This is a genomic window from Erwinia sp., assembly GCF_049696395.1.
Taxonomy (GTDB): Bacteria; Pseudomonadota; Gammaproteobacteria; order Enterobacterales; family Enterobacteriaceae; genus Erwinia.
In genome coordinates this window covers 13,742-39,382 of record NZ_JBAVTT010000132.1, presented here as the reverse complement: position 1 = coordinate 39,382, position 25,641 = coordinate 13,742, and the positions used below count along the sequence as shown (strand labels likewise).

At 54.6% G+C, this 25,641-nt stretch carries 20 protein-coding genes; 8 read left to right on the top strand and 12 right to left on the bottom strand.

All coding sequences use genetic code 11. The features are described from left to right. The first annotated feature begins 32 nt into the window (after positions 1-32). Positions 33-449, top strand: a complete 417-nt coding sequence (locus WCC56_RS16620; protein WP_424693444.1) for a nucleotide triphosphate diphosphatase NUDT15 — start codon at positions 33-35, stop codon at positions 447-449. Positions 450-517: 68 nt separating this feature from the next. Here the strand turns inward: WCC56_RS16620 and WCC56_RS16615 are convergent, their stop codons facing one another. Continuing rightward, on the bottom strand, positions 518-1,543 hold the full coding sequence (locus WCC56_RS16615; RefSeq protein ID WP_424693443.1) for a Gfo/Idh/MocA family protein: 1,026 nt from the start codon (positions 1,541-1,543) through the stop codon (positions 518-520). Positions 1,544-1,694: 151 nt separating this feature from the next. Here WCC56_RS16615 and WCC56_RS16610 point away from each other — a divergent pair, with 151 nt between their 5' ends. Then, positions 1,695-2,474, top strand: coding sequence for a HalD/BesD family halogenase (locus WCC56_RS16610; protein WP_424693442.1), 780 nt, complete (start codon positions 1,695-1,697; stop codon positions 2,472-2,474). Positions 2,475-2,619: 145 nt separating this feature from the next. Here the strand turns inward: WCC56_RS16610 and WCC56_RS16605 are convergent, their stop codons facing one another. The 3 genes from WCC56_RS16605 to WCC56_RS16595 all read right to left on the bottom strand — a co-directional run bounded on the left by WCC56_RS16605 (position 2,620) and on the right by WCC56_RS16595 (position 6,301). Further along, positions 2,620-3,708, bottom strand: a complete 1,089-nt coding sequence (locus WCC56_RS16605; RefSeq protein ID WP_424693441.1) for a DUF2817 domain-containing protein — start codon at positions 3,706-3,708, stop codon at positions 2,620-2,622. Positions 3,709-3,713: 5 nt separating this feature from the next. Further along, positions 3,714-4,493, bottom strand: coding sequence for an ABC transporter substrate-binding protein (locus WCC56_RS16600; protein WP_424693440.1), 780 nt, complete (start codon positions 4,491-4,493; stop codon positions 3,714-3,716). 161 nt (positions 4,494-4,654) lie between these two features. Beyond that, on the bottom strand, positions 4,655-6,301 hold the full coding sequence (locus WCC56_RS16595; RefSeq protein ID WP_424693447.1) for an alpha,alpha-trehalase: 1,647 nt from the start codon (positions 6,299-6,301) through the stop codon (positions 4,655-4,657). A gap of 457 nt (positions 6,302-6,758) precedes the next feature. Here WCC56_RS16595 and WCC56_RS16590 point away from each other — a divergent pair, with 457 nt between their 5' ends. From WCC56_RS16590 to WCC56_RS16580, 3 genes are all read left to right on the top strand, one after another. Next, positions 6,759-8,060 carry an MFS transporter gene (locus WCC56_RS16590; protein ID WP_424693439.1) on the top strand — a complete coding sequence of 434 codons (1,302 nt, stop codon included), beginning with the start codon at positions 6,759-6,761 and terminating at the stop codon, positions 8,058-8,060. Between the two features lie 164 nt (positions 8,061-8,224). Next, on the top strand, positions 8,225-8,854 hold the full coding sequence (locus tag WCC56_RS16585) for a LysE family translocator (protein ID WP_424693438.1): 630 nt from the start codon (positions 8,225-8,227) through the stop codon (positions 8,852-8,854). Between the two features lie 22 nt (positions 8,855-8,876). Continuing rightward, entirely contained in the window at positions 8,877-9,773 is an 897-nt protein-coding gene (locus WCC56_RS16580; protein WP_424693437.1) for a LysR family transcriptional regulator, read from the top strand. A 30-nt stretch (positions 9,774-9,803) separates the two neighbouring features. On the opposite strand, the gene WCC56_RS16575 is transcribed toward WCC56_RS16580, so the two are convergent. Together WCC56_RS16575 and WCC56_RS16570 are read right to left on the bottom strand one after the other, a co-directional pair. Beyond that, positions 9,804-10,583, bottom strand: coding sequence for an L-threonylcarbamoyladenylate synthase (locus WCC56_RS16575; RefSeq protein ID WP_424693436.1), 780 nt, complete (start codon positions 10,581-10,583; stop codon positions 9,804-9,806). Between the two features lie 191 nt (positions 10,584-10,774). Next, positions 10,775-11,842 carry an SDR family oxidoreductase gene (locus WCC56_RS16570; protein ID WP_424693435.1) on the bottom strand — a complete coding sequence of 356 codons (1,068 nt, stop codon included), beginning with the start codon at positions 11,840-11,842 and terminating at the stop codon, positions 10,775-10,777. Positions 11,843-11,943: 101 nt separating this feature from the next. Here WCC56_RS16570 and WCC56_RS16565 point away from each other — a divergent pair, with 101 nt between their 5' ends. After that, entirely contained in the window at positions 11,944-12,849 is a 906-nt protein-coding gene (locus WCC56_RS16565) for a LysR family transcriptional regulator (protein ID WP_424693446.1), read from the top strand. Between the two features lie 180 nt (positions 12,850-13,029). Here the strand turns inward: WCC56_RS16565 and WCC56_RS16560 are convergent, their stop codons facing one another. From WCC56_RS16560 to WCC56_RS16550, 3 genes are read right to left on the bottom strand one after another with little or no spacing between them, the layout of a single operon-like run. Beyond that, positions 13,030-14,343: a c-type cytochrome gene (locus tag WCC56_RS16560; RefSeq protein WP_424693434.1), complete on the bottom strand. Its 1,314-nt coding sequence runs from the start codon at positions 14,341-14,343 to the stop codon at positions 13,030-13,032. A gap of 10 nt (positions 14,344-14,353) precedes the next feature. Continuing rightward, positions 14,354-16,135 (bottom strand): GMC family oxidoreductase, encoded by a 1,782-nt coding sequence (locus WCC56_RS16555; protein WP_424693433.1) that lies wholly within the window; start codon positions 16,133-16,135, stop codon positions 14,354-14,356. Between the two features lie 2 nt (positions 16,136-16,137). Further along, positions 16,138-16,875 (bottom strand): gluconate 2-dehydrogenase subunit 3 family protein, encoded by a 738-nt coding sequence (locus WCC56_RS16550; protein ID WP_424693432.1) that lies wholly within the window; start codon positions 16,873-16,875, stop codon positions 16,138-16,140. A gap of 267 nt (positions 16,876-17,142) precedes the next feature. Between WCC56_RS16550 and WCC56_RS16545 the strand changes: the two genes are divergently transcribed. Next, the gene (locus WCC56_RS16545; protein ID WP_424693431.1) at positions 17,143-18,555 is read left to right on the top strand and encodes an MFS transporter; all 1,413 of its coding nucleotides are present in this window, start codon (positions 17,143-17,145) and stop codon (positions 18,553-18,555) included. Positions 18,556-18,605: 50 nt separating this feature from the next. Here the strand turns inward: WCC56_RS16545 and WCC56_RS16540 are convergent, their stop codons facing one another. Then, on the bottom strand, positions 18,606-21,584 hold the full coding sequence (locus tag WCC56_RS16540) for an EAL domain-containing protein (RefSeq protein ID WP_424693445.1): 2,979 nt from the start codon (positions 21,582-21,584) through the stop codon (positions 18,606-18,608). 329 nt (positions 21,585-21,913) lie between these two features. On the opposite strand from WCC56_RS16540, the gene sbmA reads away from it, so the two are divergent. Continuing rightward, positions 21,914-23,143, top strand: coding sequence for a peptide antibiotic transporter SbmA (gene sbmA / locus WCC56_RS16535; protein ID WP_424693430.1), 1,230 nt, complete (start codon positions 21,914-21,916; stop codon positions 23,141-23,143). Between the two features lie 209 nt (positions 23,144-23,352). Here sbmA and WCC56_RS16530 read toward each other — a convergent pair whose 3' ends face one another. Together WCC56_RS16530 and WCC56_RS16525 are read right to left on the bottom strand one after the other, a co-directional pair. Then, positions 23,353-24,996 carry a dihydroxyacetone kinase subunit DhaK gene (locus WCC56_RS16530; protein WP_424693429.1) on the bottom strand — a complete coding sequence of 548 codons (1,644 nt, stop codon included), beginning with the start codon at positions 24,994-24,996 and terminating at the stop codon, positions 23,353-23,355. Between the two features lie 373 nt (positions 24,997-25,369). Continuing rightward, positions 25,370-25,639, bottom strand: coding sequence for a hypothetical protein (locus WCC56_RS16525; RefSeq protein WP_424693428.1), 270 nt, complete (start codon positions 25,637-25,639; stop codon positions 25,370-25,372). Positions 25,640-25,641: the final 2 nt, after the last annotated feature.

Sequence of the window (25,641 nt, the reverse complement as noted above, 5' to 3'; positions counted from 1 at the left end):
TCGGCCCGGCAGGCCGATCGGAGGAGAGAGGAATGACCCAGCCCAACGTTGGCGTAGGCATATTGATTGTGCGGGAAGGCAGGCTGTTACTGGGCCGACGTAAAGGAAGCCACGGCGCAGACAGCTGGTCAGCCCCCGGCGGACACCTCGAATTCGGTGAAACGCCAGAGGAGTGCGCGCGCCGCGAAGCGCTGGAAGAGACCGGTTTACGCGTGGGGAAATTGGCTAAAGTCGCGTTCACAAACGACTTTTTTATTGCGGAGAAGAAACACTACGTTACGCTTTTTATGCTCGCAGAGGAGGTAAGCGGCACGCCACAGCGCTGCGAACCCGACAAATGTGCCGGATGGGAGTGGTTTTCCGCCGGAGAATTACCGCAGCCCTTATTCGCACCGCTGGCAACCTTGCTGCAGGAAGGCGGGTTATTGCCTCTGCTGACAGGCCGCTAAGCGTTCTGCTGGTAGCCAGCTCATCAGGCAGCAGACTCAGCAGCCCTTAGTGAAGGCCGCTGAACCGGTTATCCCAGCGTCACCAGACGCCCTTCTTTGGCGCTTAGCAGTGCAGCATCCAGCACTTCCAGCGTCATAATGGCCTGCTCAGGCGTGACGGGTGGCGCAGTGCCTTCACGTACTGCTTTGGCGAAAGCTTCGTAATAAGCGTGATAGCTGCCCTGAGCAGAAGGCACGCGCTCTTCACCCGCCGCAGTGCGCAATGTTCCCCACAGCGCTTGTTGCTCGTAGCCCCAGCCAGCCAAATCGTCTGCGGGACGTTTTCCCGCAAAGATGGCGTTGGCCTGCACATCTGTGCCGTTAGAGACATAACTGCCTTTGTCGCCGTAAGCCCGGATATCACGAGCCGCCAGATGATTAAGCTTACTGGAAGAGATATGCGAATGGACACCGCTGGTGTGCGTTAGCGTAATGACGAAGCTGGCATCGGTCTTTCCTTCAGGACGATCGATAAGATCGGTCTGCGCCAGCACGGATTTCACCGGTCCCAGCAGCCAGACAGCCTGATCGACCAGATGGCTGCCCATATCTCGCAGCAAGCCGCCCGTTTCGCCGCCCTCAAGCGTATCAGGATCGTCAAGATCCATCCGGTTATGCAGCCGCCACAGCTTGCCGACCCGTTGCTGTTCCAGCACGTTGCGGAGCGTCTGAATGTCCGCATCAAAACGGCGATTATGATAGATGCCCAGCACCACACCTTTGGCTTTCGCTGCGGCGGCCAGCTCACGGCCGGTTGCGGCATCAGGGGCAAAAGGTTTATCGGCAATCACCGCCACGCCAGCCTCAATCGCTTCCAGCACCAGTTCCCGGCGGGTTTGGGGCGGCGTGGTGATGGTGACAATATCCACACCAGCTTCCAGCATCGCCGTCAGGCTTGGATAAACGGGAACATCCGGAAAATCAGCCTTCACGCGGGCAAGGGTAGCCGGTGCTCTGGCGACAATCCCCACCAGCTCCACGCCCTTTGCTGCGGTAATAAAAGGGGCATGAAAATTCTGTCCGCCGGTTCCGTATCCCACTATTCCAATGCGCATTCGTTGCTCCTGTTGGATGTTGATCACAATTTCGCTTTTAACTTTAGTCAGTTAACAGCAAACCAGCCAATCGGCACGGTGAATCTCTGGTGAGCAAGACCCACTGGCAGTAGAGTAAGAAACTCTGATAACTGATAATGATGAGCGTGTGATGACCCAGCTGGCCCCGATTATCAATTTGTCCTCCCATCCCATTACGGATGCCGATTACCTTGCCAGTTGCAAAACCTCGCTGGACGGGAGCGGTGCGCTGGTCCTGCGAAATTTTCTGACTGCCGAGGCGCTGGAAACCATTCGCAAAGAAGGCGAGGAGCATCAGCATCTGGCGTTTTACACTGCCAGCAACCACAACGTTTATCTGAAAGCACCGGATGAGGCATTTGCCGCTGACCACCCGCGCAATTATCAGATTGTCTCTTCCAAGGGCTGTATAACCGATGAAGAGGTGCCAGAACACTCACCTTTAAGGACGCTGTATAACGCCGAAGCCTTCAAAGCCTTTCTGTGTGCCGTGTTAGGGGAGCAGCAGCTTTATCCTTATGCTGATTCTCTCTCTTCCATCAACCTGCACTATGCGCACACCGGCCAGGAACTGGGCTGGCACTTCGATAACTCGTCGTTTGCCATTACCTTGTTGATCCAGAAACCGGAAGGCGGCGGTGTCTTTGAATACGTCAGCAATTTGCGCAATGCCGAAGCTGGCGAGATGAATTTCGACGGTGTGGAGAAGGTGCTGCAAAAGCAGCAGCCGGTGGAGCAACTGGCGATCAACCCAGGCGATCTGGTGCTGTTCAGGGGAAGAAATGCGCTGCACCGCGTGACTCCAACCGAAGGGGATACCAGCCGGATGTTAGTGGTGCTGGCCTACAACGCTCAGCCAGACGTTGCCCTGTCAGAAACTGCCCGCATGACTTTTTACGGGCGTCTGTAACTCCCCTTAATGCGCTGGTTGACGATCGTCAGGCTGGGTTCCTGTTGCCGCCGCGGTAAATAATTGGGCGTTGTATGCAGGCTGTCTGCGGGAGATCGCGTGATCTGACGGGAGCCGATCATTCTGAGAAAATCGGCTCCTTTTCCTACTTGATTAATGCCGTCCAGGCACGGGCGAAGATCTGCTGGGTGCGGAAAGCGATCAACGCCTGCCAGTCAGGATCGTCAGGATAGAAACCCGCATAAAGATCCCGCTTGATCTGCTGACCGCGATCGCTGGCGGGATCGCCATACAGATGCAGCCAGTGATCGTCGCGCAAGCGGCGGTGCATCTCTTGCCCTTCCAGCGTGCCGCACTCCACCACCAGCTGCAGTAGCTGAGCCTCAGGCAGGTTATCCAGCATAAACTGCGACAGATACCCGGTTGCCGTGGCGGTGACGCCCGTTTCGCTATCTCGCCCTGCTCCGGTGAGTAAGACCGTCAGCCACTCGCCAAAAATCTCTTTGCCTTGCTGGAGAGCCGGGTAGTCATGCTCCGCAATCGCCATCAGCATAGGATGACCATAAGCGCCCGCACCGGTATGCAAATCAAAGCTGATGATGCGTTTAGCTTGGGCTAAATGACGCGAAACGATCGTTTTCAACGTCTGATGCGACCAGCTGGCCTGCTTACCGCCAAAGAAGATGCCGTCGGCGAACTGATATTGCCCGGCTTCAACAATGCGTTTCACCCCAGCCCAGCCTGATTCGTCGCATTTGGCCTGCAATAGCGCATCGGCTAGCTTACGCTCTGCGCCATCAACGTCTTTGCAGGTGTAGACCGCATGCAGATCTGGATAGGCCGCATTGTCCGGCGATCCTGCGGCGAAGTTAATAAAGTTACGGTTAAGATCGGCGTTATCTTCGTTCACTCTGCGCAGATGCGCGGTGCCCCACGGATTGATCAGATGCACCATCACCAATGCAACGCTGTCTGGCAATGCCGCAACGTCCAGAGCTTCCAGCCAGGCAATCTGACTGTCCGATCCGTAATAGCCTTCAACCCCGTGCGTGCCGGAAACGATCAGCATCAGGTTTTCTGCTGCCGGGTTACCCACCACCGCCACATCGGTACTTAACGCTTCGCCCTTCGGCCCGGAAAGCGGATGAGGATAAGGGGTCACGTTGCCGCCAACCCGCTCTACCGCTGACAGAAATCGCGCCCGCTGAGCGCTGTAATCAGGTAAGGATCGCATCTGGCTCACTTCTGAAGATGATAAACATCAAAGCTGAAGTACTTCTTCGCCAGCTTGTCGTAAGTGCCGTTTTTGTGCAGTTCGGCCAGCGCCGCGTTGATCTTCTCTACCCGCGCCTGATCATCTTTGCGCAAACCGATCCCCACGCCTTCGCCGAAGTATTTTTTGTCATAAAGCGTATCGCCACTGATCTGGTAATCCTTACCCTGAGCAGACTTGAGGAAGCCAGTTTCCGCTGAGGCTGCGCTGGTCAGCGTGGCTTCCACCCGGCCTGAAGCCAGGTCGGGCCAAATTTCTTCCTGATTAGGGTAGGAAACCACTTTGATGCCAGTCGTGGCCCAGACGGCATTCGCGTACGTTTCCTGCGTGGTGCCCTGCGCTACGCCAACCGACTTGCCTTTCAAAGACTCGGCATCGGGTTTTAAGCCACTGTCTTTCTTGGTCACTAACGCGCTTGGTGTGTTGTACAGCATGTCGGTGAAGGCAACCTGCTGACGGCGTTTGTCAGTCATCGCCATTGCCGAGAGAATGGCATCGAATTTACGGGCCTGAAGCGCCGGGATAATGCCATCATAGCCGGTTTGCACCCAGACGCATTTCACCTTCATCTGATGGCAAATGGCGTTACCCATCTCAATATCAAAGCCCTGCAGGCTGCCATCTGGCGCTTTAGACTCGAACGGCGGGAAAGTAGGGTCAACACCGAAACGCAAAGACTCAGCGGCAAAAGCAGAAGTACTGGCACAGGCAAGCATCACCAGAGCAGACAAAGCGATTTTTTTCATGCAGGGCTCCCGAAGGTAAAATGAATCAACTAAAAAGCGGTTATCTCCTTTCATACCATGATTTATTCCGCCAGGTGGGGATTTTTTCTTCACCATGGGCAAGCTTTGGCCAAAAAAAAGAGCCTTCATAAGAAGGCTCTGATTCAGTGAGTTAACCAATATTAACGTTTGGGTGCTGCGTCGGGATACATCTCCAGCAGACGGCGCGTTACGCCATTGGTCCAGCCAAAGCCATCCTGCAACGGATATTCACCGCCGCCAGCCAGCACCGGAGCGCGCCCGGCAACGTTATATTTTTCGACCATTTTGTGGTGACGATGATAAGTGGCACCAACAACCTGCAGCCAGCGCGTGGCAATCTCTTTCGCCAACAGCTCTTCGCCGTAGTTGTTAAGGCCTTTAATCGCCATCCATTGCATCGGAGCCCAGCCGTTAGGCTTGTCCCACTGCTCGCCGGTTTCTTCCACGGTGGAAAGGACACCGCCCGGAGCCAGCAGATGCGAACGGATTGCCGCCGCAGTGTGGGTGGCCTGATCCAGGCTGGCCATGCCGACATACAGAGGCGTTACCGAAGCGGCAGAAAAGGCGCCTTTCTCACGGTCACGCCAGTTATAGTCGCGGTACAAACCTGCCTCGGCATCCCAGAGATATCTGTCCAGAATTTCCCGACGACGAACGGCTTTCTGCTGGAACAGTTCAGCCGTAACGTGATCGTTTTTACCGGCTGACAACCGCGCAATGGTGGTTTCCAGCTTATAGAGGAAGGCATTCAGATCCACTGGCACGATACTGGTCGTCTGGATGCTTTCAAGACGGCCAGGCTCACTGAGCCAGCGTGAAGAGAAGTCCCAGCCTGAAGCCGCACCAGCACGCAGGTCGCGGTAGACTTCGTTAGACGGACGCGAAGAATTTCTCGCCGTTTCCACATCCTCAATCCACGACTCATCACGCGGCGTATCACGGTCGTCCCAGTAACGGTTCAGAATCGATCCATCCGAAAGCATCACCACATGGCGATAAGCTTCGTTTGGCGTCAGCGAGGCTTCGCCGTCCATCCAGAAAGCATACTCACGCTTAAGGTGCTTAAGATAGCGTTGAGCTTCATGCACACCGTCCTTTTCAAACAGCTCGACCATCATCGCAAACACCGGCGGCTGGGAGCGGCTTAAGTAATAGGTCCGGTTACCGTTCGGGATATGCCCGTAGGTATCAATCATCCAGGCAAAGTTGTCCGCCATGTTCTTCAGCAGATCGGTACGGCCGCTGGCGGCAAAGCCCAGCATGCTGAAGTAGGAGTCCCAGTAGTAAGTCTCACCAAATCGTCCGCCTGGCACCACGTAAGGCTCCGGTAACGGCAGCAGCGAAGAGAACTCAGAATGCTTCTCCGGCTTACGGGTTAATACCGGCCACAGCGAATCGATATGTTCACTCATGCTCTTATTGGGGTCGGAAACATAGCGGCTGTCATGGACTTTTGGCAGGTCAAAATTCTCCAGCACGAACGCTAATAAATTAAAATCTTCGCGCTCACGCTGCATAAAATAGCGGTACAGAATGCGTTCAGGTTCAATTTTAGGCGCACAATCAGCAAACGTTTTACTGTCGGTGAATATCCGCGACGTTTGCACCGCCTCAAACAGCTCCTGGTAACGATCGGACGGCGTCAGGATGTCCGATGCAGGCAGACCGCGAATGGATTCCGGTTGGGGCTCCACTACAGCGTCCAGACCAGCCTCATAATCGTGATAATAGGCTTCGTAGTCGGTCTGATTATTGTCAATGATTAGGTCATTTTGGTTAAAAGTGATAGAAACCTCCTGATGCCAATTGATATCGACAATGATTGCACTGTGAATTTTGAAACAAGCAATCAGTATAGTACCCCAGTCTCACAACGCAACCCATTGAACTTATTACTGACGATGAACGAATATGTCAAAAAATAACAGCATCGTCTAAATTAAGATAATTCCGCATTATTATTCAGCTCAGCAAATTAGCTAGCAACATTCACAGCATTTGCTCGAAACGCCTCCAGCCAACACCCTAAGCCAAATTATTTTATGATGGTTATTTATCCAGTTTTGAAATTAAATTAACTGAAATACAACATTCGAAAAAAATAATTTGTTTTACCATTTACATTATATTTAAACAGCCGAATACTGTGCAGGCCAGATCGTCGTGCAGCCCCTGCCACGCCTGGCATCAATAAGTTTATCTGATAGCAAACCAGACCTGTAAATGACCCATTAAGGAACTCTCGTGGCACCGGTAGTAAATAAATCCGTAGCGTTGCACTCGGAAAGCCTCTCTGATGAGGATGATAGTTTAGTTTCCCCCCTTGATAATACCGCTCCCATAATTAAAACCTATATTACCCGTGGAACCCGGCGATTTACCCATGCCACCCTGGCGTTATTTTGTGCCGGACTTTCTACGTTTGCGGTTCTGTATTGCGTTCAGCCTATTCTGCCGGTGTTTTCGCAGAGTTTTCATCTGACCCCAGCACAGAGCAGCCTGTCACTTTCTGTCACCACCGCGATGATGGCATTGGGACTGCTGGTAACCGGGCCGTTATCGGATGCCATCGGGCGTAAGTCGGTAATGTCGATCTCGCTGCTGTTGGCGGCGTTCTTCACCTTAATCTGCGCCACAATGAGCAGCTGGGAAGGCGTACTGATGATGCGCGCGCTGACCGGGCTTGCCCTGAGCGGCGTGGCAGCGGTGGCGATGACCTGGCTAAGCGAAGAGCTTCATCCGGTGTTTCTCTCCTTCTCGATGGGGCTGTACATCAGCGGCAACTCGATTGGCGGGCTGGTTGGCAGGCTGTCGACCGGTATGCTGGCGGATCACTTCTCGTGGAACGTCTCGCTGTTTGTAGTCGGCCTTTTTGCGCTGGCTGCTGCCGGGCTGTTCTTCCGTCTTTTGCCCCCTTCCCAACACTTCCGCGCCTGTTCGCTGCGCCCCCACAAACTGCTGGTTAATTTCATGTTCCAGTGGCGAGATATGGGCCTGCCGATGCTGTTCCTCGTCGGGTTTATCCTGATGGGCAGCTTTGTCACCTTGTTCAACTACGTCAGCTACCGCTTTATGGCGGCGCCCTTCTCCTTGAGCCAGACGGTGGTTGGGTTGCTTTCCGTAGTCTATCTGACTGGCACCTACAGCTCGCCAAGAGCTGGAATGATGACGGTGAAATATGGCCGTGGCGTGGTGCTGATGGGCTCGCTCAGCCTGATGCTGGTTGGCCTGTTGGCGACTCAGTTCACTACGCTGTTTCTGGTGCTGCCTGGACTGATGCTGTTTGCGGCTGGCTTTTTTGCTGCCCACTCCGTTGCCAGCAGCTGGGTGGGACACCGCGCACGCCGGGCCAGAGGACAGGCGTCGTCCCTTTACCTGTTCTTCTATTATCTTGGCTCAAGCGTGGCGGGCACCCTCGGCGGCGTGTTCTGGCACAACTGGGGCTGGATGGGCGTGTCGGCGTTTGTGGCCGTGATGCTGATCGGCGGGCTGTTCCTGGCGAACAACCTGCGTAAAATCCCGGTTCTGGTGAAGAAAGTTCGCTAACCTGCGGGCGGAGTTCAGGCTCCGCCCCTGCTGTTTTCCGTCGCGCATGACGATTTACTTCCCCCTGCCCAACCATTAAGCTACCGCCCCTTACTCTGACCACGATTATTCCCCAGCCTGCGCACCTTTTCAGGCAGAGAATTTTGCCTTCGAAGGAACACTGAATGACGCTCACCCTCTGGCTGGCCTACACCGGGATCATTGCCACGCTTATTGCTATCCCTGGCCCGTCCGCGCTGATCAATATGACCCACGGTTTACGCTATGGCCGCCGTTGCGCGCTGGCTACCGTGCTGGGTGGCGTGCTGTCCGCCATGACGCTGATGACCGCCTCTGCTTTAGGCCTCGGCGCCATTTTAGCCACCTCCACCACCGCTTTTACCGTGCTGAAAGTGATCGGCGCGGCTTACCTGATCTGGCTGGGCATCAGCGCCTGGCGTAGCAAAGGCGAAGTGGAAAACGTGCTCACCCCTGACCAGCCTGAAGAGAAGCCCGGCGGCCTGAAGTTGTTTCGCAAAGGGTATATGGTGGGGATCAGCAATCCGAAAGATCTGCTGTTTTTCGCGGCGCTGTTCCCTAACTTTATTGATGCCAGCCAGCCACATGCGGTGCAGTTCGCCACGCTGGCCGTCACCTGGGCGGTGATCGACTTCAGCCTGATGTTTGCTTACGCCTGTGCGGGTCGTCGACTTTCTTCCGTGTTCTCCAGCCCGAAACGCCTGCGGATGCTGAACCGTTCGACAGGGACGCTGTTCGTCTTTGCGGGCAGCGCACTGGCGATCTCAGCCAGATAATTTTTCAGGAGCCAGGCCGCCGATGAGCGATGTAGAAAACCTGCAGGGAATGGTGGTCTTCGCCAAAGTGGTGGAGACGCTTAGCTACACTGAAGCGGCAAAACTGCTTGGGCTGTCAAAATCCTCGGTGAGCAAAGAGATCTCCGCACTGGAAGTCCGGCTTGGCACCAAGCTCTTACACCGCACCACGCGTAAAATCGTGGTGACCGACGTCGGCATGACCTGGTACCACTACTGCGCCCGCATCCTCAGCGAAGTGAAAAGCGCCGGGCTGTTTATCCGCCAGTACCATGAAGAACCGACCGGCAGCCTGCGAGTGGTTGCCCCGGTCACGTTTGGCTGTCAGTGCATCGTGCCAGTGCTTAACCAGTTTGTGGCGAGAAATCTGCACGTCAGCGTAGATCTGGATTTAACGGACCGCCCGGTGAATCTGATGGATGACAATGTCGACCTGGCGATTGTCATCCGCCGCGACCAGCCAGAACACGCCCACAGCAAACCGTTGATGGACATCAGCTGGGGGCTGTTTGCCGCACCCGATTACCTGCAACGTTTCCCGCCGATTACTCAGCCTGACGATTTACCGCGCCATGACTTTATTCTGTTCCGTGGCCCGGCACACACCATTTCCCTGCCGTTCCGCAAAGAGAAGCAAAAGCTGGATATTGAAGTGAGAAGCCGCTTTCGCGCCAATAACAGTACTGCGCTGGTGAATTCCGCCATGGCTCAGACCGGCATTGCTTATTTGCCAGAGTACATCGCTCAGGAAGCGGTTAAAGAAGGGAAGCTCAGTCGGATATTGCCGGAGTGGGAAATGGATGTGTATAAATCGTGGATACTGACCAGGGAAGACAGCCTGATTTCACCGCGTGTCAGGGTATTTATCGAAGACTTGCAGAAGGCTTTGCAACTGAAATAAAGGGCGGAACAGCGTCCGCCCTCAGCACGCTTAGTAGTAATTACCGTGACGGTAATCCCACGTGGTGAACGTGTCAGACAGCATGGACATAATTTTATCCACATCCAGACCTTTACGGATCAGGACCGGGCAAGGCGTGATGTTACGCTCGCCTTTCTGCTCCGGGACCAGTTTGCCCTGGTCATCCACCATCGCTACCATCACACCCTGCTCGTAACGGGTTTTCTCGGACTCGTTCGGCTGGATGGATTTCACGTAGTCGTTCGCTTCAATAATCAGGTCAGCCTGCGATTCGATACGCTCGCCGATGCCTTCGACCAGGCCACGGTTGCCTTTGCCTGACGGGTTAGCGGAGCTGGCGAAGGAGAATTTACCGTGATTTTCCCACAGCTCTTTCGCCAGGTTTTCGCCAGGCACGCCGAATTTGATCACGAAGCAGCTGGTCTGACGGCGGTCCATCATCAGGTCTTTTGAACCGTCTTCCGGAATGCGTGCAACAGCGTCTTCTTTCCAGGGCAGGATGCACCCTAACAGCACGTCCTGATCCCAGTGCTGCTGATACAGCGACTCGATCTCCGGGTTCAGCTGCGCCAGCTCTTTCAACTGCTCCAGAGAACCACACAGCACCACGCCCGGCTTGTTGCGGTTGCGCTGCTTGGCATCAAATTTACGCTCCAGGCCTTTGGCATCGGAGGTCATGATGATGTAGCCCACTTTGGTCGGGCAGACGATCATGCCGCCGTCGGCAGACAAAACGTTCACTGCTTCTGGCTGTAAGCCGCCGTTCCAATGGATAGTCTTATTGCTCATGGTCGCACCTGTTTAACGTAAAGGGGTAAAGTGAGTCGGTCAGTGTTTCAAAGTAGCACAGCTTTTACCGGCTGGCCTTGCACTGGCCTGTTGCAAACATCCTGACGTTAAACCGCCATTCAGGCAACAATAAAACACTTTACCCCATCATTGTTTTCCACAGGAAACAGTCGTTGCAAAAAGTAGGCCGATCAGGCCGGGATCAGCTTCTCTGCTTTCAGCTTATCGAACAGCTCTGTGAAGGCGTCCCGGGTACATTTATAGCCGGTGAAGCCTGCTTTGCGGCTCTTGCTGATATCTGTGAACACTTCCATCGGACGTCCCAGATCGGCATCGGTATGCCACCAGGAAACCAGTTTGCTGATGTCCGCTTCCTTCAGGCTGAACTGCTTCGCCAACGCCTGCCACTCTGCTGGCGCATTTTCCATTCGTCCATCAAGCGGCTGCATCTCGTCAGGGAAAGGGGCAGCTTCGATGCCGAAGTAGTTAGCGATTTCTCCCCACATCCACTTCCAACGGAACACGTCACCATTGACCACGTTGTAATCCTGATCCTGCGCCGACGGCGTGGTCGCGGCCCATTCAAGCTGCTGAGCGAGGATATGCGCATCGGTCATATCGGTCACGCCTTCCCACTGCGCTTTTGAGCCAGGGAAGATAAACGGCTGGCCGCTCTGTTTGCACAGGCTGGCATAGACGGCGAGCGTCTGGCCCATGTTCATGGCATTACCCAGCGCAAAGCCGATGATGGTGTGCGGGCGGTGAACGCTCCAGCTGTAGCCATATTTTTCAGCGCCAGCAAACACCTCGTCTTCCTGCGCGTAATAGAAGTTATCAACTGGCTGGCGGCCTTGCTCTTCGCGGAACGGCGTCATGGGCACTGCGCCTTTGCCGTACGCATCAAACGGGCCGAGATAGTGCTTCAGACCCGTCACCAGGCCAACGTGGCCACCTTTCAGGCTGTCGCCCAGCGCGTCAATCACGTTGCGAACCATGGCGCCATTTACACGGATGTTCTCTTTCTCATTGGCCTGACGAGCCCAGACGCTGAAAAAGACCTTATCCACTTTAACGCCTTCCAGCGCTTTAATGACCGAGTCTTTATCGGTGAGATCGGCTGTAAGAGCCGTGCAACCCGCAGGCACCGCAGTGCGTCCACGGGAAAGGCCATACACCTGCCAGCCATCACCGGTGAGTTGTTCTGCCAAAGCGGTTCCGATAACGCCGCTGACGCCGACAATAAGTGCGCGTTGTTGCATAGTAAGACTCCAAAAATTAGGGTAGATAATCAGCTTAATAGAGAATTAAAATCCTGTCTCAGGTATAAATTCACATCATTGCGGAAATGGATTCACTAATCATGATGACTCAGGATCGCCTCAAGGGCATCACGCCGTTTGTGGCAAGTGTGGAACAGGGCAGCTTTACCGCTGCAGCCGGGGTCCTGCACCTGACCAGCTCAGCGGTCAGTAAAAGCGTGGCAAGGCTTGAAGCGCGTTTAGGCTCACAGCTGTTTGAACGCACCACCAGAAGGCTGTCGCTGACTGATGCAGGTCAGGCATTTTATGAGACTTGCACCAGAGTGCTGACGGAGTTGTCTGAAGCTGAGTCGGTGCTGGCGGCGCAGCGAACCATTCCTGTAGGTCGTCTGAGAATAGCAGTGCCGCACACTTATGGCCGAATGCAGGTCGTGCCTTTGCTGAACGAATTCTGCCTGCAAAACCCGGAGATGCAGGTCAGCCTGTCGTTTTCCGATCGTTTTATCGATCTGTTTGAGGAAGGGGTAGATATTGCGATCCGCATCGGCGGCCCGGCGGAATATCCCCCTTCGCTGGGGTTTCGTTATCTGGGCAGCGAGAAGCTGATCTTCTGCGCCTCTCCCGCGTATCTGGATCAGCACGGAATGCCGGGATCTTTGCAGGACCTGGCCACTCATCGGGCGATTGTGTATGACCGTGTAGACGGAAGCACCAGCCCGTGGCACCTCATGTCGCCAGATGGGCGAATGGCCACGCGCACGGTTCCGCACCGCATGGCGCTGGGAGACGGTGAAGCGCAGGTTGCCGCCGTTGTGGCTGGGCTTGGCGTGGCGCAGATGGCAACCTGGCTTATGGATAAGCAGCTGCAAAGCGGTGAACTGGTGCAAATCCTGCCAGAGCTGACGGTAGATGGCCTGCCGCTAACCGTCATCTGGCCGCGCAAAAAGCAGCTAACGCCGAAAATTGACGCGCTGCTGTCGGTGCTGGCTGCGCTGAAAATTGCCTGATCCAACACGGTGCAGAGTCAATCCGATCGGCCATGCGAATGCCTCACCCAGACTCAGGTCAGTGACTTTCGTCAGGGTCTCAATTGAATCAGGGAAGGGAAAGCGGTCACTTCGCCGTGCTTGCGGGAGGGAGTCTGGACGGCCTGAGAGTAGGCCGTCCAGGTTACTGACAAAGCGGGGTTACTTCTCTTCTGTCAGTTTTTCAATATCAACATTACCCTGATGCTCCGGCACCGTTTTGCGCACGTCTGCGACATCGCTGGCGCTGACCTGCTGCTTCGCGTTGTTGCCCCAGCTGCTGCGGATAAAGTTCACCACATCAGCAACCTGCTGGTCTTTCAGACGCCAGCCGAACGCCGGCATGGTGATGCTGGAAGGCGCGCCTTTTGTGCCTGGCAGCGTAGCGCCGCTAAGCACGATATGGATCAGCGAAGTTGGATCTTCAGCCTGAACTACCGCGTTGCCGCGCAATTCCGGGAAGAAACGCTGATAGCCACTGCCGTCGGTTTTATGACAGGCAGCACAGCTGTCGACATACACTGATGCGCCAGGCTTGCTGTCATCGCCTTTCCACAGGGCTTTCGCTACAGCGTCATCCTGCTTGAAGCCAACCTGATTCGGATCTCTCGCCCCCAGCGACTTCAGATAACGGGCAATCGCCGTGGCATCTTCCGCGCTCAGGTGCTGCAGGCTGTGCTCAACCACGTCAGTCATACCACCGAATACGGCAGTCTGATCGTTACGGCCTGTACGCAGGAACTGCACCAGATCGTCTTCACTCCAGCGGCCCAGACCGTCACGGTTATCGCCACGCAGATTGCTGGCCGTCCAGCCATCAATCGGTGCGTTGCTGCCGGACAGATAGTCACTGCCTTCGTTATCGTTCAGCACTTTTTCTTGCATGGTCAGGCTGCGCGGCGTATGGCAGGCTCCGCAGTGCCCTAACCCTTCAACCAGATACTGGCCACGAGCCAGCACGGCATCCTGGCCTTTGATCGGCTGGAAGGCCTTCACGTCTGGCGCGAACACGCCACGCCAGATCGCCAGCGGCCAGCGCATCGACAGCGGCCAGGGAATGTCGCTGTCCTGGTTTGCCTGCTCAACTGGCTGCACACCGTGCATAAAGTAATCGTACAGCGCCTGCATATCTTCATCGCTGACCACCGCGTAGGAAGGGTAAGGCATCGCCGGATAGAGCGTGTCGCCGTTCTTCGCCACACCATGACGCACCGCTTTCTGGAAGTCGTCATAGCTGTAATCACCGATGCCGGTTTTCTTGTCAGGTGTGATATTGGTGGAGTAAATATTGCCGATAGGCGTTGCCATCGACAGGCCACCAGCAAACGGCTGGCCGCCGGCTTTGGTGTGACAGGCCACACAGTCACCGGCTCGCGCCAGGTATTCACCGCGTTGGATCTGCTCTGCGCCAGTGTCGTCCGCCAGCGCGGCAAAACTTGCCATGCCCAGTAACAGGGCCGGGATCATCATCTTCATCGGGTTGTCCTTATGCCTGCACCAACGGACCTGGATTTTTCAGGTACTGTTCACGAATCGCTTTAGCTGACCAGTAGGTCAGGGCTGCCACCATGCCGGTTGGGTTGTAACCCAGACCTTGTGGGAAAGCAGAAGCGCCGGGGACAAACACGTTCGGGACATCCCAGCTTTGCAGATAACGGTTTACCGCACTGGTTTTTGGATCTTCACCCATGATCGCGCCACCGTTCATGTGGGTGGTTTGATAGACCGTGGTGTCGAAATGTGTGCCGGCTTTTTTCGGTGAACCGCTGATCAGTTTCGGGTTCATGGCTTCGGCAATTTTGTGCATTTTGCCGTGCATAAACTGCGACATCTTGATGTCGTTGTCCTGCCAGTCGAAGGTCATGCGCAGCAGCGGCTGACCAAAGGCATCCTTGTAGTTCGGATCCAGATCCAGGTAGTTATTGCGGTAAGACTGGTGAGCCCCGTGCGCATCCATCGACACATGATGGGTGTAGTGATCGGCCACGGCGGCCTTCCACTTGCTGCCCCAGTTTGGCGTACCCGGAGGAGTTGGCAGACCAGAGATCGGCTTCACGCCAGCCTGGTTTACCCACATTGGTGAGCCCCCGACAAAACCGTATTTGCCGTGGTCGAAGTTATCCGCATTGAAGTCATCCAGACCCACGCCCGCGCCGCCCGCACCGATAAAGTTATTGGTGAACACGTCTTTATCGAAGAAGGCTTTGATGGTGGAGATATTCTGGTAGGCGAAGTTACGGCCTACGGTTCCTTCGTTGGTCACCGGATCGTAAGGCTTACCAATACCGGACAGCAGCATCAGGTGCACGTTGTGGAACTGGAAGGCAGAGAGGATCACCAGATCGGCTGGCTGTTCAATCTGACGCCCCAGCGCATCAACGTAGGTCACGCCTGTTGCACGCTTTTTATCGGCCGTCAGGTTCACGCGCAGCACGTTGGCGTTTTCACGCAGCTCGAACTTCGCTTCCTGGCGCAGTGAAGGCAAGATGTTGACGTTCGGTGACGCTTTGGAATACATATAGCAGGCATACCCGCTGCAGAAACCGCAGAAGTTGCACGGCCCCATCTGCGCGCCATAGGTATTGGTATAAGGGCCTGAAGTATTGGCCGAAGGCAGATCGTAAGGGTGATACCCCACCGACTCTGCGGCCTGGGCAAACATCTGTGCCGAGAAGGTCCGCTTCTGCGCTGGCAGCGGGAATTTATCAGAACGATCTGGCGCAAACGGGTTGCCTTTGCCCTGACCAATCACTTTCCCTTTCACGCTCCATTCGGAACCTGAAGTGCCGAACACTTTCTCGGCTTTGTCGAAGAACGGCTCCAGCTCGTCGTACGTTACGCCGTAGTCCTGGATGGTCATGCCTTCAGGGATAAAGTTCTTCCCGTAGCGCTCTTCATAATGGCTGCGCATACGCAGTTCCATCGGATCAACGCGGAAGTGGACGCCTGACCAGTGCAGGCCAGCGCCGCCCGTTCCGGTGCCCGGCAGAAAGGCCGCCAGCTGACGATAAGGCTGTGCAGTCTGCGCAGAGTTATGACGGATGGTGACGGTGCTTTTTGACAGGTCCTGGAACAGCTTTTTACGGATGTTATAGGTCAGCTCATCAATCACCTGCGGGTAAGCGCCGTCAGGATAGGTATCGCGATGCGGGCCACGTTCCAGAGCGACCACGTTCAGACCCGCTTCGCTCAGCTCTTTCGCCATGATCGATCCAGCCCAGCCGAAACCGACGATCACCGCATCTACTTTCTTCATTTCATTTGCCATGGTTATGCTCTTTCCCCACGAATCGACACCGGTGGGAACGGATAACGCTCGCCACGTTCAACCCAGTCCATAAAGTCCGCACGCGCACCTGGGAAGTTGATCAGCGTCCAGCCGACCATGCCCTGATTACCGCCGTGAATCGGATCGCTAAAGAACCCTTCACGGGTGTTCTGCAGCAGGAAAGAGAAGAAGACTTTGGCCGGAACCTGTTTGAACTCCACGCTGCCCGCTTCAAACGCTTGCAGCAGGCTGTCCTGCTGGTCAGCGCTCAGTTGGGCAAAGACCTTGCCATGCTGCGCTTTGGCGACAGTATCGGCATCTTCCACCCCAAGGCGGTAAATCTGGCGCGGCACCAGCGGGTACTGATAGCCCAGCTCTTTGTCGGCATCCGGATGGAAAGGTCCCTGCATATACCAGTTGGAGCCAATCGCATACGGCGTATTCATCTGGCGATCGATGTATTCCGCCACGCCGGCTTCCAGCGCGCCAGGACCACGATCGTCTGCCGGGATCAGACGCGCACAGGCGGCCTGCACAAAGGCATACTCTTCGGGGGTGAACCAGGTTGGTTGGTAATCACGGGCTTTTTGCGGGCCTGAAGGTGCGGTCTCTTTCGCGGCAGCTGGAGCAGCGGCCGTCAACGCGCCAATTCCTGTACTGCCAATCGCCATAGCCGGAGCCAGGGTGATCGTTTTCAGCAGGAAGTCCCGGCGGGAGCTTCCTGTGGTTTCTTTCGACATGACATTGCCTTAATAAACTTGCGCCTGGTGCTTCGGCTTAGGGTTCACGGTTGCTTGCAGTATTTTTTTTAGTAGAGCAGACAATCTGGGTTACCAAACGGATGTTACCGGTAACAATGCCGCGCAGTTTAACAGGTCTTTTAGCAAAGATTTAGCGTAGGGAAACAAAATGGCACAAATTCATTAACAAGATTGGCGTCAGGATATACAAAACCTGACATAAACCCTTAGGATGGAAGATCCCAGTAGACCGAGGAATGAAAAGCAATGAGTGAAGTCTGTTCGACAGGGACGCTGCCGCCTGAACCTGAATTCAATAACAATAAGCTTTCCGACCGTATCGATGCGCTGCCTGCTACTGCCGGGCTGTGGCGTTTTATCGCCCTGCTCTCACTGGGCGGGTTTTTTGAACTCTACGATCTGTTTCAAACCGGCTATATCAGTGCTGGTTTGGTGGCTGAAAATATCTTCCATGTAGGCAGCCTGGGCGTATTTGGCATCTCAGATCAGGCGGCCTTTGCGTCTTCCACCTTCCTTGGCCTGTTCCTTGGTGCAAGTCTGCTCGCACCGTATGCCGATAAGTTTGGCCGCCGGTTGACGTTTATGTGCGCGCTGGCCTGGTACGGCTGTTTCTCGCTGATTATGGCGTTCCAGCATCACGCTGAAGGGATCATTTTTTTCCGTTTCCTGGTCGGTGTAGGGCTGGGGATCGAGCTGGTCACCATTGACACCTACCTCACAGAGTCTGTACCAAGCTACCTGCGCAGTAAGGCCTTTGCTTTCGCTTTCTTCGTGCAGTTCCTTTCTGTGCCTGCGGTTGCGCTGATGTCATGGTGGCTGGTACCGCAGACGATTCTGGGGCTGACCGGCTGGCGCTGGGTGGTGATTGCCGGGGCGCTGTGTTCACTGGTGATCTGGTTTATCCGGAAAAACCTGCCGGAATCTCCACGCTGGCTGGCGCAGCAAGGCCGCCATCTTGAAGCGCATAAAGGCGTGACGGCGATGGAAATCCGCTGTGGCAAATCCCCTACTGAACCGGCGGCGGAGAAGATTGAAACCGGCGAAATCATCGAGAGGAAAGGCCGTTTCCGGGATATCTGGCGACCGGAATATCGCCAGCGTACGCTGATGCTGGTGGTGATGAATATCTTCCAGGCGATCGGTTTCTTCGGCTTCGGCAACTGGCTTCCCGCCCTGCTCTCCGGTAAAGGCGCGAGCATCACGCACAGCCTGCTTTACGCTTTTTTCATCACCCTCGCCTATCCGCTGGGATCGTTGATTTGTAGCCGCTACGCCGACAAGATCGAGAACAAATGGCAGATCGTGCTCGCCTCATTGATGACGGTGATCTTTGGCACGCTGTTCGCGCTGCAAACTAGCCCGATTTTGCTGATTCTCTGCGGCTTCTGCATTACTTACTCCAACGCCTGGCTGACCTACAGCTACCACGCTTATCAGACCGAGGTCTTCCCGACGTTTATTCGCGCCAGAGCCGTTGGGTTCTGTTACTCGTTTAGCCGCCTTTCCACGGTGTTCAGCAGCATTATAATTGGCATGATCCTGCAGGTTGCGGGGGCGCAAGGGGTGATTGCGTTTATCGTGGCGAGTATGGTGATTGTGATGCTGGTGATTGGGATTTTCGGGCCGAAGACGCGCGGTCTGGACCCGGAGCAGATTTAAAACGAACAGCCCGGAATTGCCTGCAAGCGCAGGCAATTCCGCAGGCCAGATTAGTTCTCTGCCTGTAAGCCCCGATCCGGATGCTGGTCTGACAGGACGCTTACCGACACTGCCGCTTCCGGCACGGCATCAGGCAACTCGATTCTGATTTCAGCAGAGGTTTCGGTAAAGCGCTCCGGCGGATTGAAGACCTTAAGCCGGGTTTCTGAAGGCTGAGGTCGACCAAAGAAGTATCCCTGGAACAACGTGCACCCTTCACTTTTCAGCTGTTCGAACTGCTCATTGCTCTCCACACCTTCCGCCGTAATCTGAATGTCCAGGCTGCGGCTCATACCAGTAATCGCACGGATAATCGCCAGCGCTTCCCGGCTGTCCTTCATATCGTTAATGAACGACTTATCAATTTTGATTTTGTCGAACGGGAAGGATCGCAGATAGCTCAGCGAAGAGTAGCCGGTCCCAAAATCATCCAGCGCGATGCGAACACCCAGCGCTTTTAGTTTTTGCAGGATACGGATATTTACCAGCGTGTTGTCGAGCAGCACCGATTCGGTGATCTCCACTTCAAGCCGGTGTGGCTCCAGACCCGACTCTTTCAGCGCGGCTTCCACCACTGAAACCAGCGAGCTGTTTTTGAATTGCAGCGGCGAAAGATTTACCGCCACGCTCTGATGAGCAGGCCATTTAGCCGCTTCGCGACAGGCCTCATACAGGGCAAACGCGCCAAGACTGTGGATTAACCCCGTTTCTTCCGCGATGGGGATAAAGTCCATCGGCATGACCAGCCCTTTAACCGGATGATGCCAGCGCATCAGCGCCTCATAACCGATGATTTCGCGGCCGTGATTGTTGGTAATAGGCTGATAGTAAAGCCGCAGGTGCTTGTGGGTAATCGCATCGCGCAGGTCGTTTTCAATCATCCTCCGCAGATTGGCCGCTTCCCCCATTTCCGCCGAGAAGTGTTCAAAGCGGTTACGGCCATTGCGTTTGGCTTCATACAGCGCCATGTCGGCACAGCGCAGCAGCTGCTCCGGCGTGGATAACTCGCCGCCGCCAAGGGCAATCCCGATGCTGAGCCCCACCGAAAGGGTGTGACCATCAACGTTAAACGGCAATTTGGTCACTTCAATCAGGCGTCGGGCGATGGCTTCGGCTTCTTGCTGATGCGTCAGGGCAGGCAGCACGATAGAAAACTCGTCGCCGCCATTACGCGCCAGCGTATCGATATCACGCAGCACGCTTCGCAACCGGCTGGCAACGGCACGCAGTAGATCGTCGCCGACCTGATGGCCGAGCGCATCGTTAACGTTTTTGAAGTTATCAAGATCCAGGCCCAGGGTTGCGGTCAGTTTCCCGGCCTGGCGATCGGCATGCAATGCCTCATTCAACCGCTGGCTGAACAGCACACGGTTGGGCAGGCTGGTGAGATTATCGTGGTGCGCCATATGGTGAATACGGGCATCTGCCGCACGCTGGTCGGTGACGTCCTCCGCAATCAGCAGCACGTAGTTCGTTCGGGCATCTTTGCCACGAATGTTCGAAGCCGAGCCAGAAATAATCCGCTCACCGCCACGGGTATTCATCAGCTGTTCGCTTTTGTGCAGTCCTTCGTTACGCTGGGCAGCCGTGGAAAGCTGGGTGAAATAGTTGCCCATTTCTAACGGCAGACACTCTGCCAGCTTTCTGCCGTTCATCTGCTGCAGAGTCAGTCCCAAAAGCTGCTCGGCTTTGTTGTTCATCAGCAGGATCTCGCGTGAGACCACATCTTCGACGATCACTGAAGAGGGAATATTGGCGATGATGGTGTCGAGGAATGTCGACAGGGAAGCCGTTTTGGCGCTGTTCTGCTCGGCCAGATCCTTCGCACGCAGGATTTGCTGTTCATACTCACGCAGTTCGGTGCAGTCGCGGGTAATTTTCGCGTAGCCCAGCAGCTTACCTTCGTCGTTGTGGATGGCGTCTATCACCACATGGGCCCAAAACGCGCTGCCATCTTTACGGTAGCGCCAGCCCTGGTCGTCGAAGCGCCCGCTGGTTTCAGCCAGCTTAAGGTTGGTTTCTGGTAAATTCGCCAGGCGATCCTGAGCACTATAGAAGCAGGAGAAATGTTGGCCGACAATTTCCTCTGCGGTGTAACCTTTGGCCCGGCGAGCGCCGGCATTCCAGTTAACTACCAGCCCTTTAGGGTCCAGCATATAGATGGCGTAATCAGTCACGCCCTCCACCAGCAACCGGAAGACCTGCTCTCGTTCACGCTGTTCATCCAGCAGGCGTTGCTGTTCGGTGCAGTCGCGGGTGATTTTGGCATAGCCAATCAGTTTGCCGTCGTCGTCGTGCACGGCATCTATTACTACGTGGGCCAGGAACGCAGTGCCATCTTTACGGTAGCGGAAACTCTGCTCTTCAAATCTTCCGGTACGGTAAGCGGTTCTCAGGTTGGCTTCCGGCACTTTAGCCAGACGATCCTCCGTGCTGTAGAACACCGAGAAGTGCTTACCCACGATCTCTTCCGCAGAGTAGCCCTTTGAACGCGTAGCCCCAGCGTTCCAGTTCACTACGTGACCCTCAGCATCCAGCATATATATCGCGTAATCTTTCACACCATCCACCAACAGACGAAATTTTTCTTCATGCGCGCGCTGCCCTGCCTGGGCCGCTTTTTGCTCGGTGCAGTCGCGGGTAATTTTGGCAAAACCAATCAGCGTGCCGTCTTCTGCTCGTACGGCGTCGATCACCACATGGGCCCAGAACGCGCTGCCGTCTTTACGGTAACGCCAGCCTTCTACTTCATAGCGGCCCGTTCTGCCGGCTATTTCCAGCCCATGCTGTGGCAGCCCTTTTGCGCGATCTTGTTCGCTGTAAAAGAGTGAGAAGTTTTTCCCGACGATTTCTTCAGAGAGATAACCTTTGGCTCGCTGTGCGCCGGCATTCCAGTTCGCTACGGTCCCATCTGGTTTGAGCATATAAATTGCATAGTCGATTACGCTCTGCACCAGCAAGCGGTACATTACATCGCTGTTTTCTGTCATGGTCTTTTCGCCTGGTTGCTGCGGGCCTGGCGTTTGCCAACCAGAACCCCGGCTTTCAAGTGCGTCAGGGCTTGACGCCAATGGGCTCAACGCTCCTTTTATCAGGAGGTTGCCTGTTTTTTTTCTAAAAATAGTCTTAATAGCTATAAACTGAAAAGCGCCGCCAATTTAGGCCGCTTTCACTTAACGACAGAGGTTCTTTTCTGTTTATCGGCAGTGTTTAATTAATATTCACCGTTTATTTAACGCTGACACTTTCCGAAACAACCGCGATAAGATTGTTTACAGCTAAAAGCGTTATAAAAAAGAGCACATTACCTGGAGTCTTTATGTTCAAGTCATTTTTCCCCCGACCGGGGCTGTTTTTTGGAAGTGTCGTGCTCTGGAGTGCCCTGGCCATTTTGCTGTGGTTTGCGGGTGCCAGTACCTGGATGACTCATTTTTCGGCCTTCGCGGGCAACGCGCAGGAACCGTTACCGAATAACGCGTTACGTTTTATCGCCCCTTCTGCGCTGGCCTTTTACCTTTACTATCTGGTCGTTGTGGCCATTTTCTACGCCTTCTGGGCGATGATCAGTCCACATCCTTGGCAGCGGTGGTCCATTCTTGGCTCCGCATTAATTATCTTCGCGACCTGGTTTTCGGTGCAGGTGAGCGTGGCGGTAAATGCCTGGTACGAACCGTTTTATGATTTGATTCAGAAGGCGATGTCGCACCCGAACACCATCAAGATCGAAGCGTTTTACCTGCAGTTGCAGGGTTTTTTGAGTATCGCGATGATTGCGGTGGTAGTGGGCGTGCTGAATATGTTCTTTGTCAGCCACTACATTTTCCGCTGGCGCACGGCGATGAACAATTACTACATGGAGCATTGGCCAGAGCTGCGGGGCATTGAAGGTGCTGCACAGCGTGTGCAGGAAGACACCATGCGGTTTTCCTCAACGCTTGAAGATATGGGCACCAGCTTTATCAACTCCATTATGCTGTTGATTGCCTTCCTGCCGGTGCTGGTCGCGCTGTCGGTGCATGTCAAAACCATTCCGATTCTGGGCAGTATCCCCTATTCGCTGGTGATTGCTGCGCTGTTGTGGTCAGTACTGGGAACCGGTTTACTGGCGGTAATAGGGATTAAGCTCCCGGGTCTGGAGTTCAGGAATCAGCGAGTAGAAGCCGCCTACCGTAAAGAGCTGGTCTACGGCGAAGACGATCCGCACCGTGCCCGCCCGCCGACCGTGCGAGAGCTGTTTACCAACGTGCGCCGCAATTACTTCCGGCTCTATTTCCACTATCTGTACTTCAACATTGCCCGCATTCTTTATCTGCAGCTTGATGCGGTATTCAGCCTGTTCGTGCTGTTCCCGTCGATTATCACCGGGGCCATCACGCTGGGATTGCTGACGCAAATCACCAACGTGTTCGATCAGGTTCGTGGCTCGTTCCAGTATCTGATTAACTCCTGGACCACGCTGGTCGAGCTGTTATCGATCTATAAACGTCTGCGCAGCTTCGAACGCACGCTGGATAATCTGCCCGATCCTGAGGACGTGACCGTAGAGTAACGGGGCTGAAAAGAGCCTAAAAGCACGAGGCTTTTGGGCTCTGTTGGCAAGCTCAGGGATGAGTTGTCGGCGTTATGATGCAAGATGTCTGGATGCAATGCGGTATGGATGATGGGTCAAAACCTGTCTCGCATTTGAATTTACCCCATGTGTCCGCCAAGCCCACCCACCGACTCCGTACCTCCAAAGCCGGTGATGACCTTAAGCCCTTACCCCTTAGCCAACTGAGCAAAAACCTGCTCAACGGCATAAGCGCCAGGGTCTTTCACGCCGTTCAGGCTGTCCTTGTTCAGATAGGATGAGCGCCCGGCTTTGGCTGACGTCATCTTCGCCGTTCCTTCTGCTCCCTTCTTCGCTGCCGCGGCCACTTTCTTCAAGTCTTTACCTGCCACCAGCGCTTCGAAGGCCGGATGCAATGCATCTATCATGGTGCGATGGCCCGGCTTCGCGCCACCGTAATGCTGCATTCTGTCCAGTCCCCAGCTCAGCGCCTTCGCTAACGACTCGCCCTCTTCCAGCTTCTGTCCCGCTGCGGTAAACATAATCGACATCAGCACGCCGCTGGAACCGCCCATCACCACAGCTAACTGCTCGCCTACCAGCGTCAGCAGACTGTGGAGATCGTCTAACGGCAACGTCTTGCCCTTCAACTCCTTTAATACCTTTCCGGCACCGGCAGAGAACGTTGACCCTGTATCACCGTCGCCCACTTTCGCATCCAACTGATTCAGCTCACTCTCTAACCCCACCAGCGTGCTGCAAATGGTCTTCACTACGGCCGCCACTTTGGCATTCTCAGAAGGTTTCACCTTCTGCTGCGAAGCGACCTTTTTACCCTTGATCGACTTCAGCGCTTTCACCTTAACCGCCGGTTGCCAGCCGCTGGCTTCTACGGGCGCAAGCAGCGCTTCCTCCAGCGAAGGCGTCAGTACCAACGTCGAAAGCGAAAAGCCTTTCATGTCCAGAGCGCTGACCAACGTGGCCGGCCCCACCAAATGCTTCACTGATTTACCCAACTCCGTTTTCAGCACCTCGCGCGTTAATACCGCCATCTCCAGCGCCGAAAAACCGCCGAGGTTATTCACCAATAGCGCGACTTTCTTGCCATCCGGATGATGCTTAGCCAGCTTCTCGACCAGGACGTTGACGATCTCTTCACTGTTCTGCGTCTTCAACGTTGAGGCGCCCGGCTCACCGTGAATGCCCATCCCCAGCTCGCTCTGCCCCTCTTTCACCCGGTCGTCTCGCTTCTCACCAGGCACATGGCAGGTGGAAAAGGCCAGGCCAATACTCGCCGTGGCAGCAATCGCTTTGTTCGCCAGCGCCGTCACTTCTTTTAACGACTTGCCCTGCTCTGCCGCATAGCCAGCCACTTTATGCACCAGCGCCGTGCCGGCAATCCCTCGTGGCTGCGGATTGTCTGGTAAGGCAATATCATCGGTCACCATCACCAGATCGACCTTAAAGCCCAACTTTTTGGCCTTCTCCGCCGCCAACCCAAAATTGAGCCGGTCACCGGTGTAGTTTTTTACGATCAGCAGACAGCCTTTCGTGCCCGTCACATTCACAATCGCGCTTAACACCGCCTCTACGCTTGGGGAAGCAAAGATATCGCCGCAGACAGCAGCGGTCAGCATCCCTTTGCCGACAAAGCCTACATGAGCTGGCTCATGTCCGGAGCCGCCGCCGGAAATCAACGCTACGCTCGATTTATCCCAGTCGTTACGCACCACGACACGGATGTCCGGCCCAACGTCCAGTTGGCTAAGGTTGTGAAAACGGCTGCTAATCAGGGCACCTTCGATAGCTTCATTGACCAGGTCGCTCTTCTGATTCATAAAAAACTGACTCATGACGCTTCTCTCTCTGATGATGTGAATGTTGCAGGGGAAAACGAGCTAAGTGACTAACTGTAGCTGAATTATTCTGCCAGATTGGGGAAAAAGAGTGCGTGACGCGTAGCGATAATGAAAGATCATCTGGCGAAAAAATGCGGAAATAAGAAAATACTCATTAGTGGAATAGCTAAATAATTATTCCTCAAAGGAAAGAACCCACAGATGATTACACTATTGTCATTTTCAATGCCCTGATAAAAACGTAACATCCCGACTCAATTGCTTTGTATTTAATTACAAATAATTGATAAACATCAAATAATCTATAATGACTTTCATTTTCACATTATTCCTAATTCCGCAAAACGTAAAGAAACTGCTGTTTTTGTCACATTTTATTGTTAAGGCTGGTGCAAACCTCTACGAAATAGCTTAAAAGTAACGCGGTTTCCAGGAAGAGCTTGTGGTAAAGATCATTTTCCTTTAAAAATAAACGTGCGGATTTTTTATAATCAACAAATAATACCGCGCACAGCAAACCATTTTGTTTCAACACGCCAATTCCAGGGCGTTGCAGAAGGCAGGCCGCAAGGTCTGCTTTTTTTTCATTTGTCCGTTCTGCCACACTGATTGTCAGCTTTCCGCCAGCCTCAGCCACTG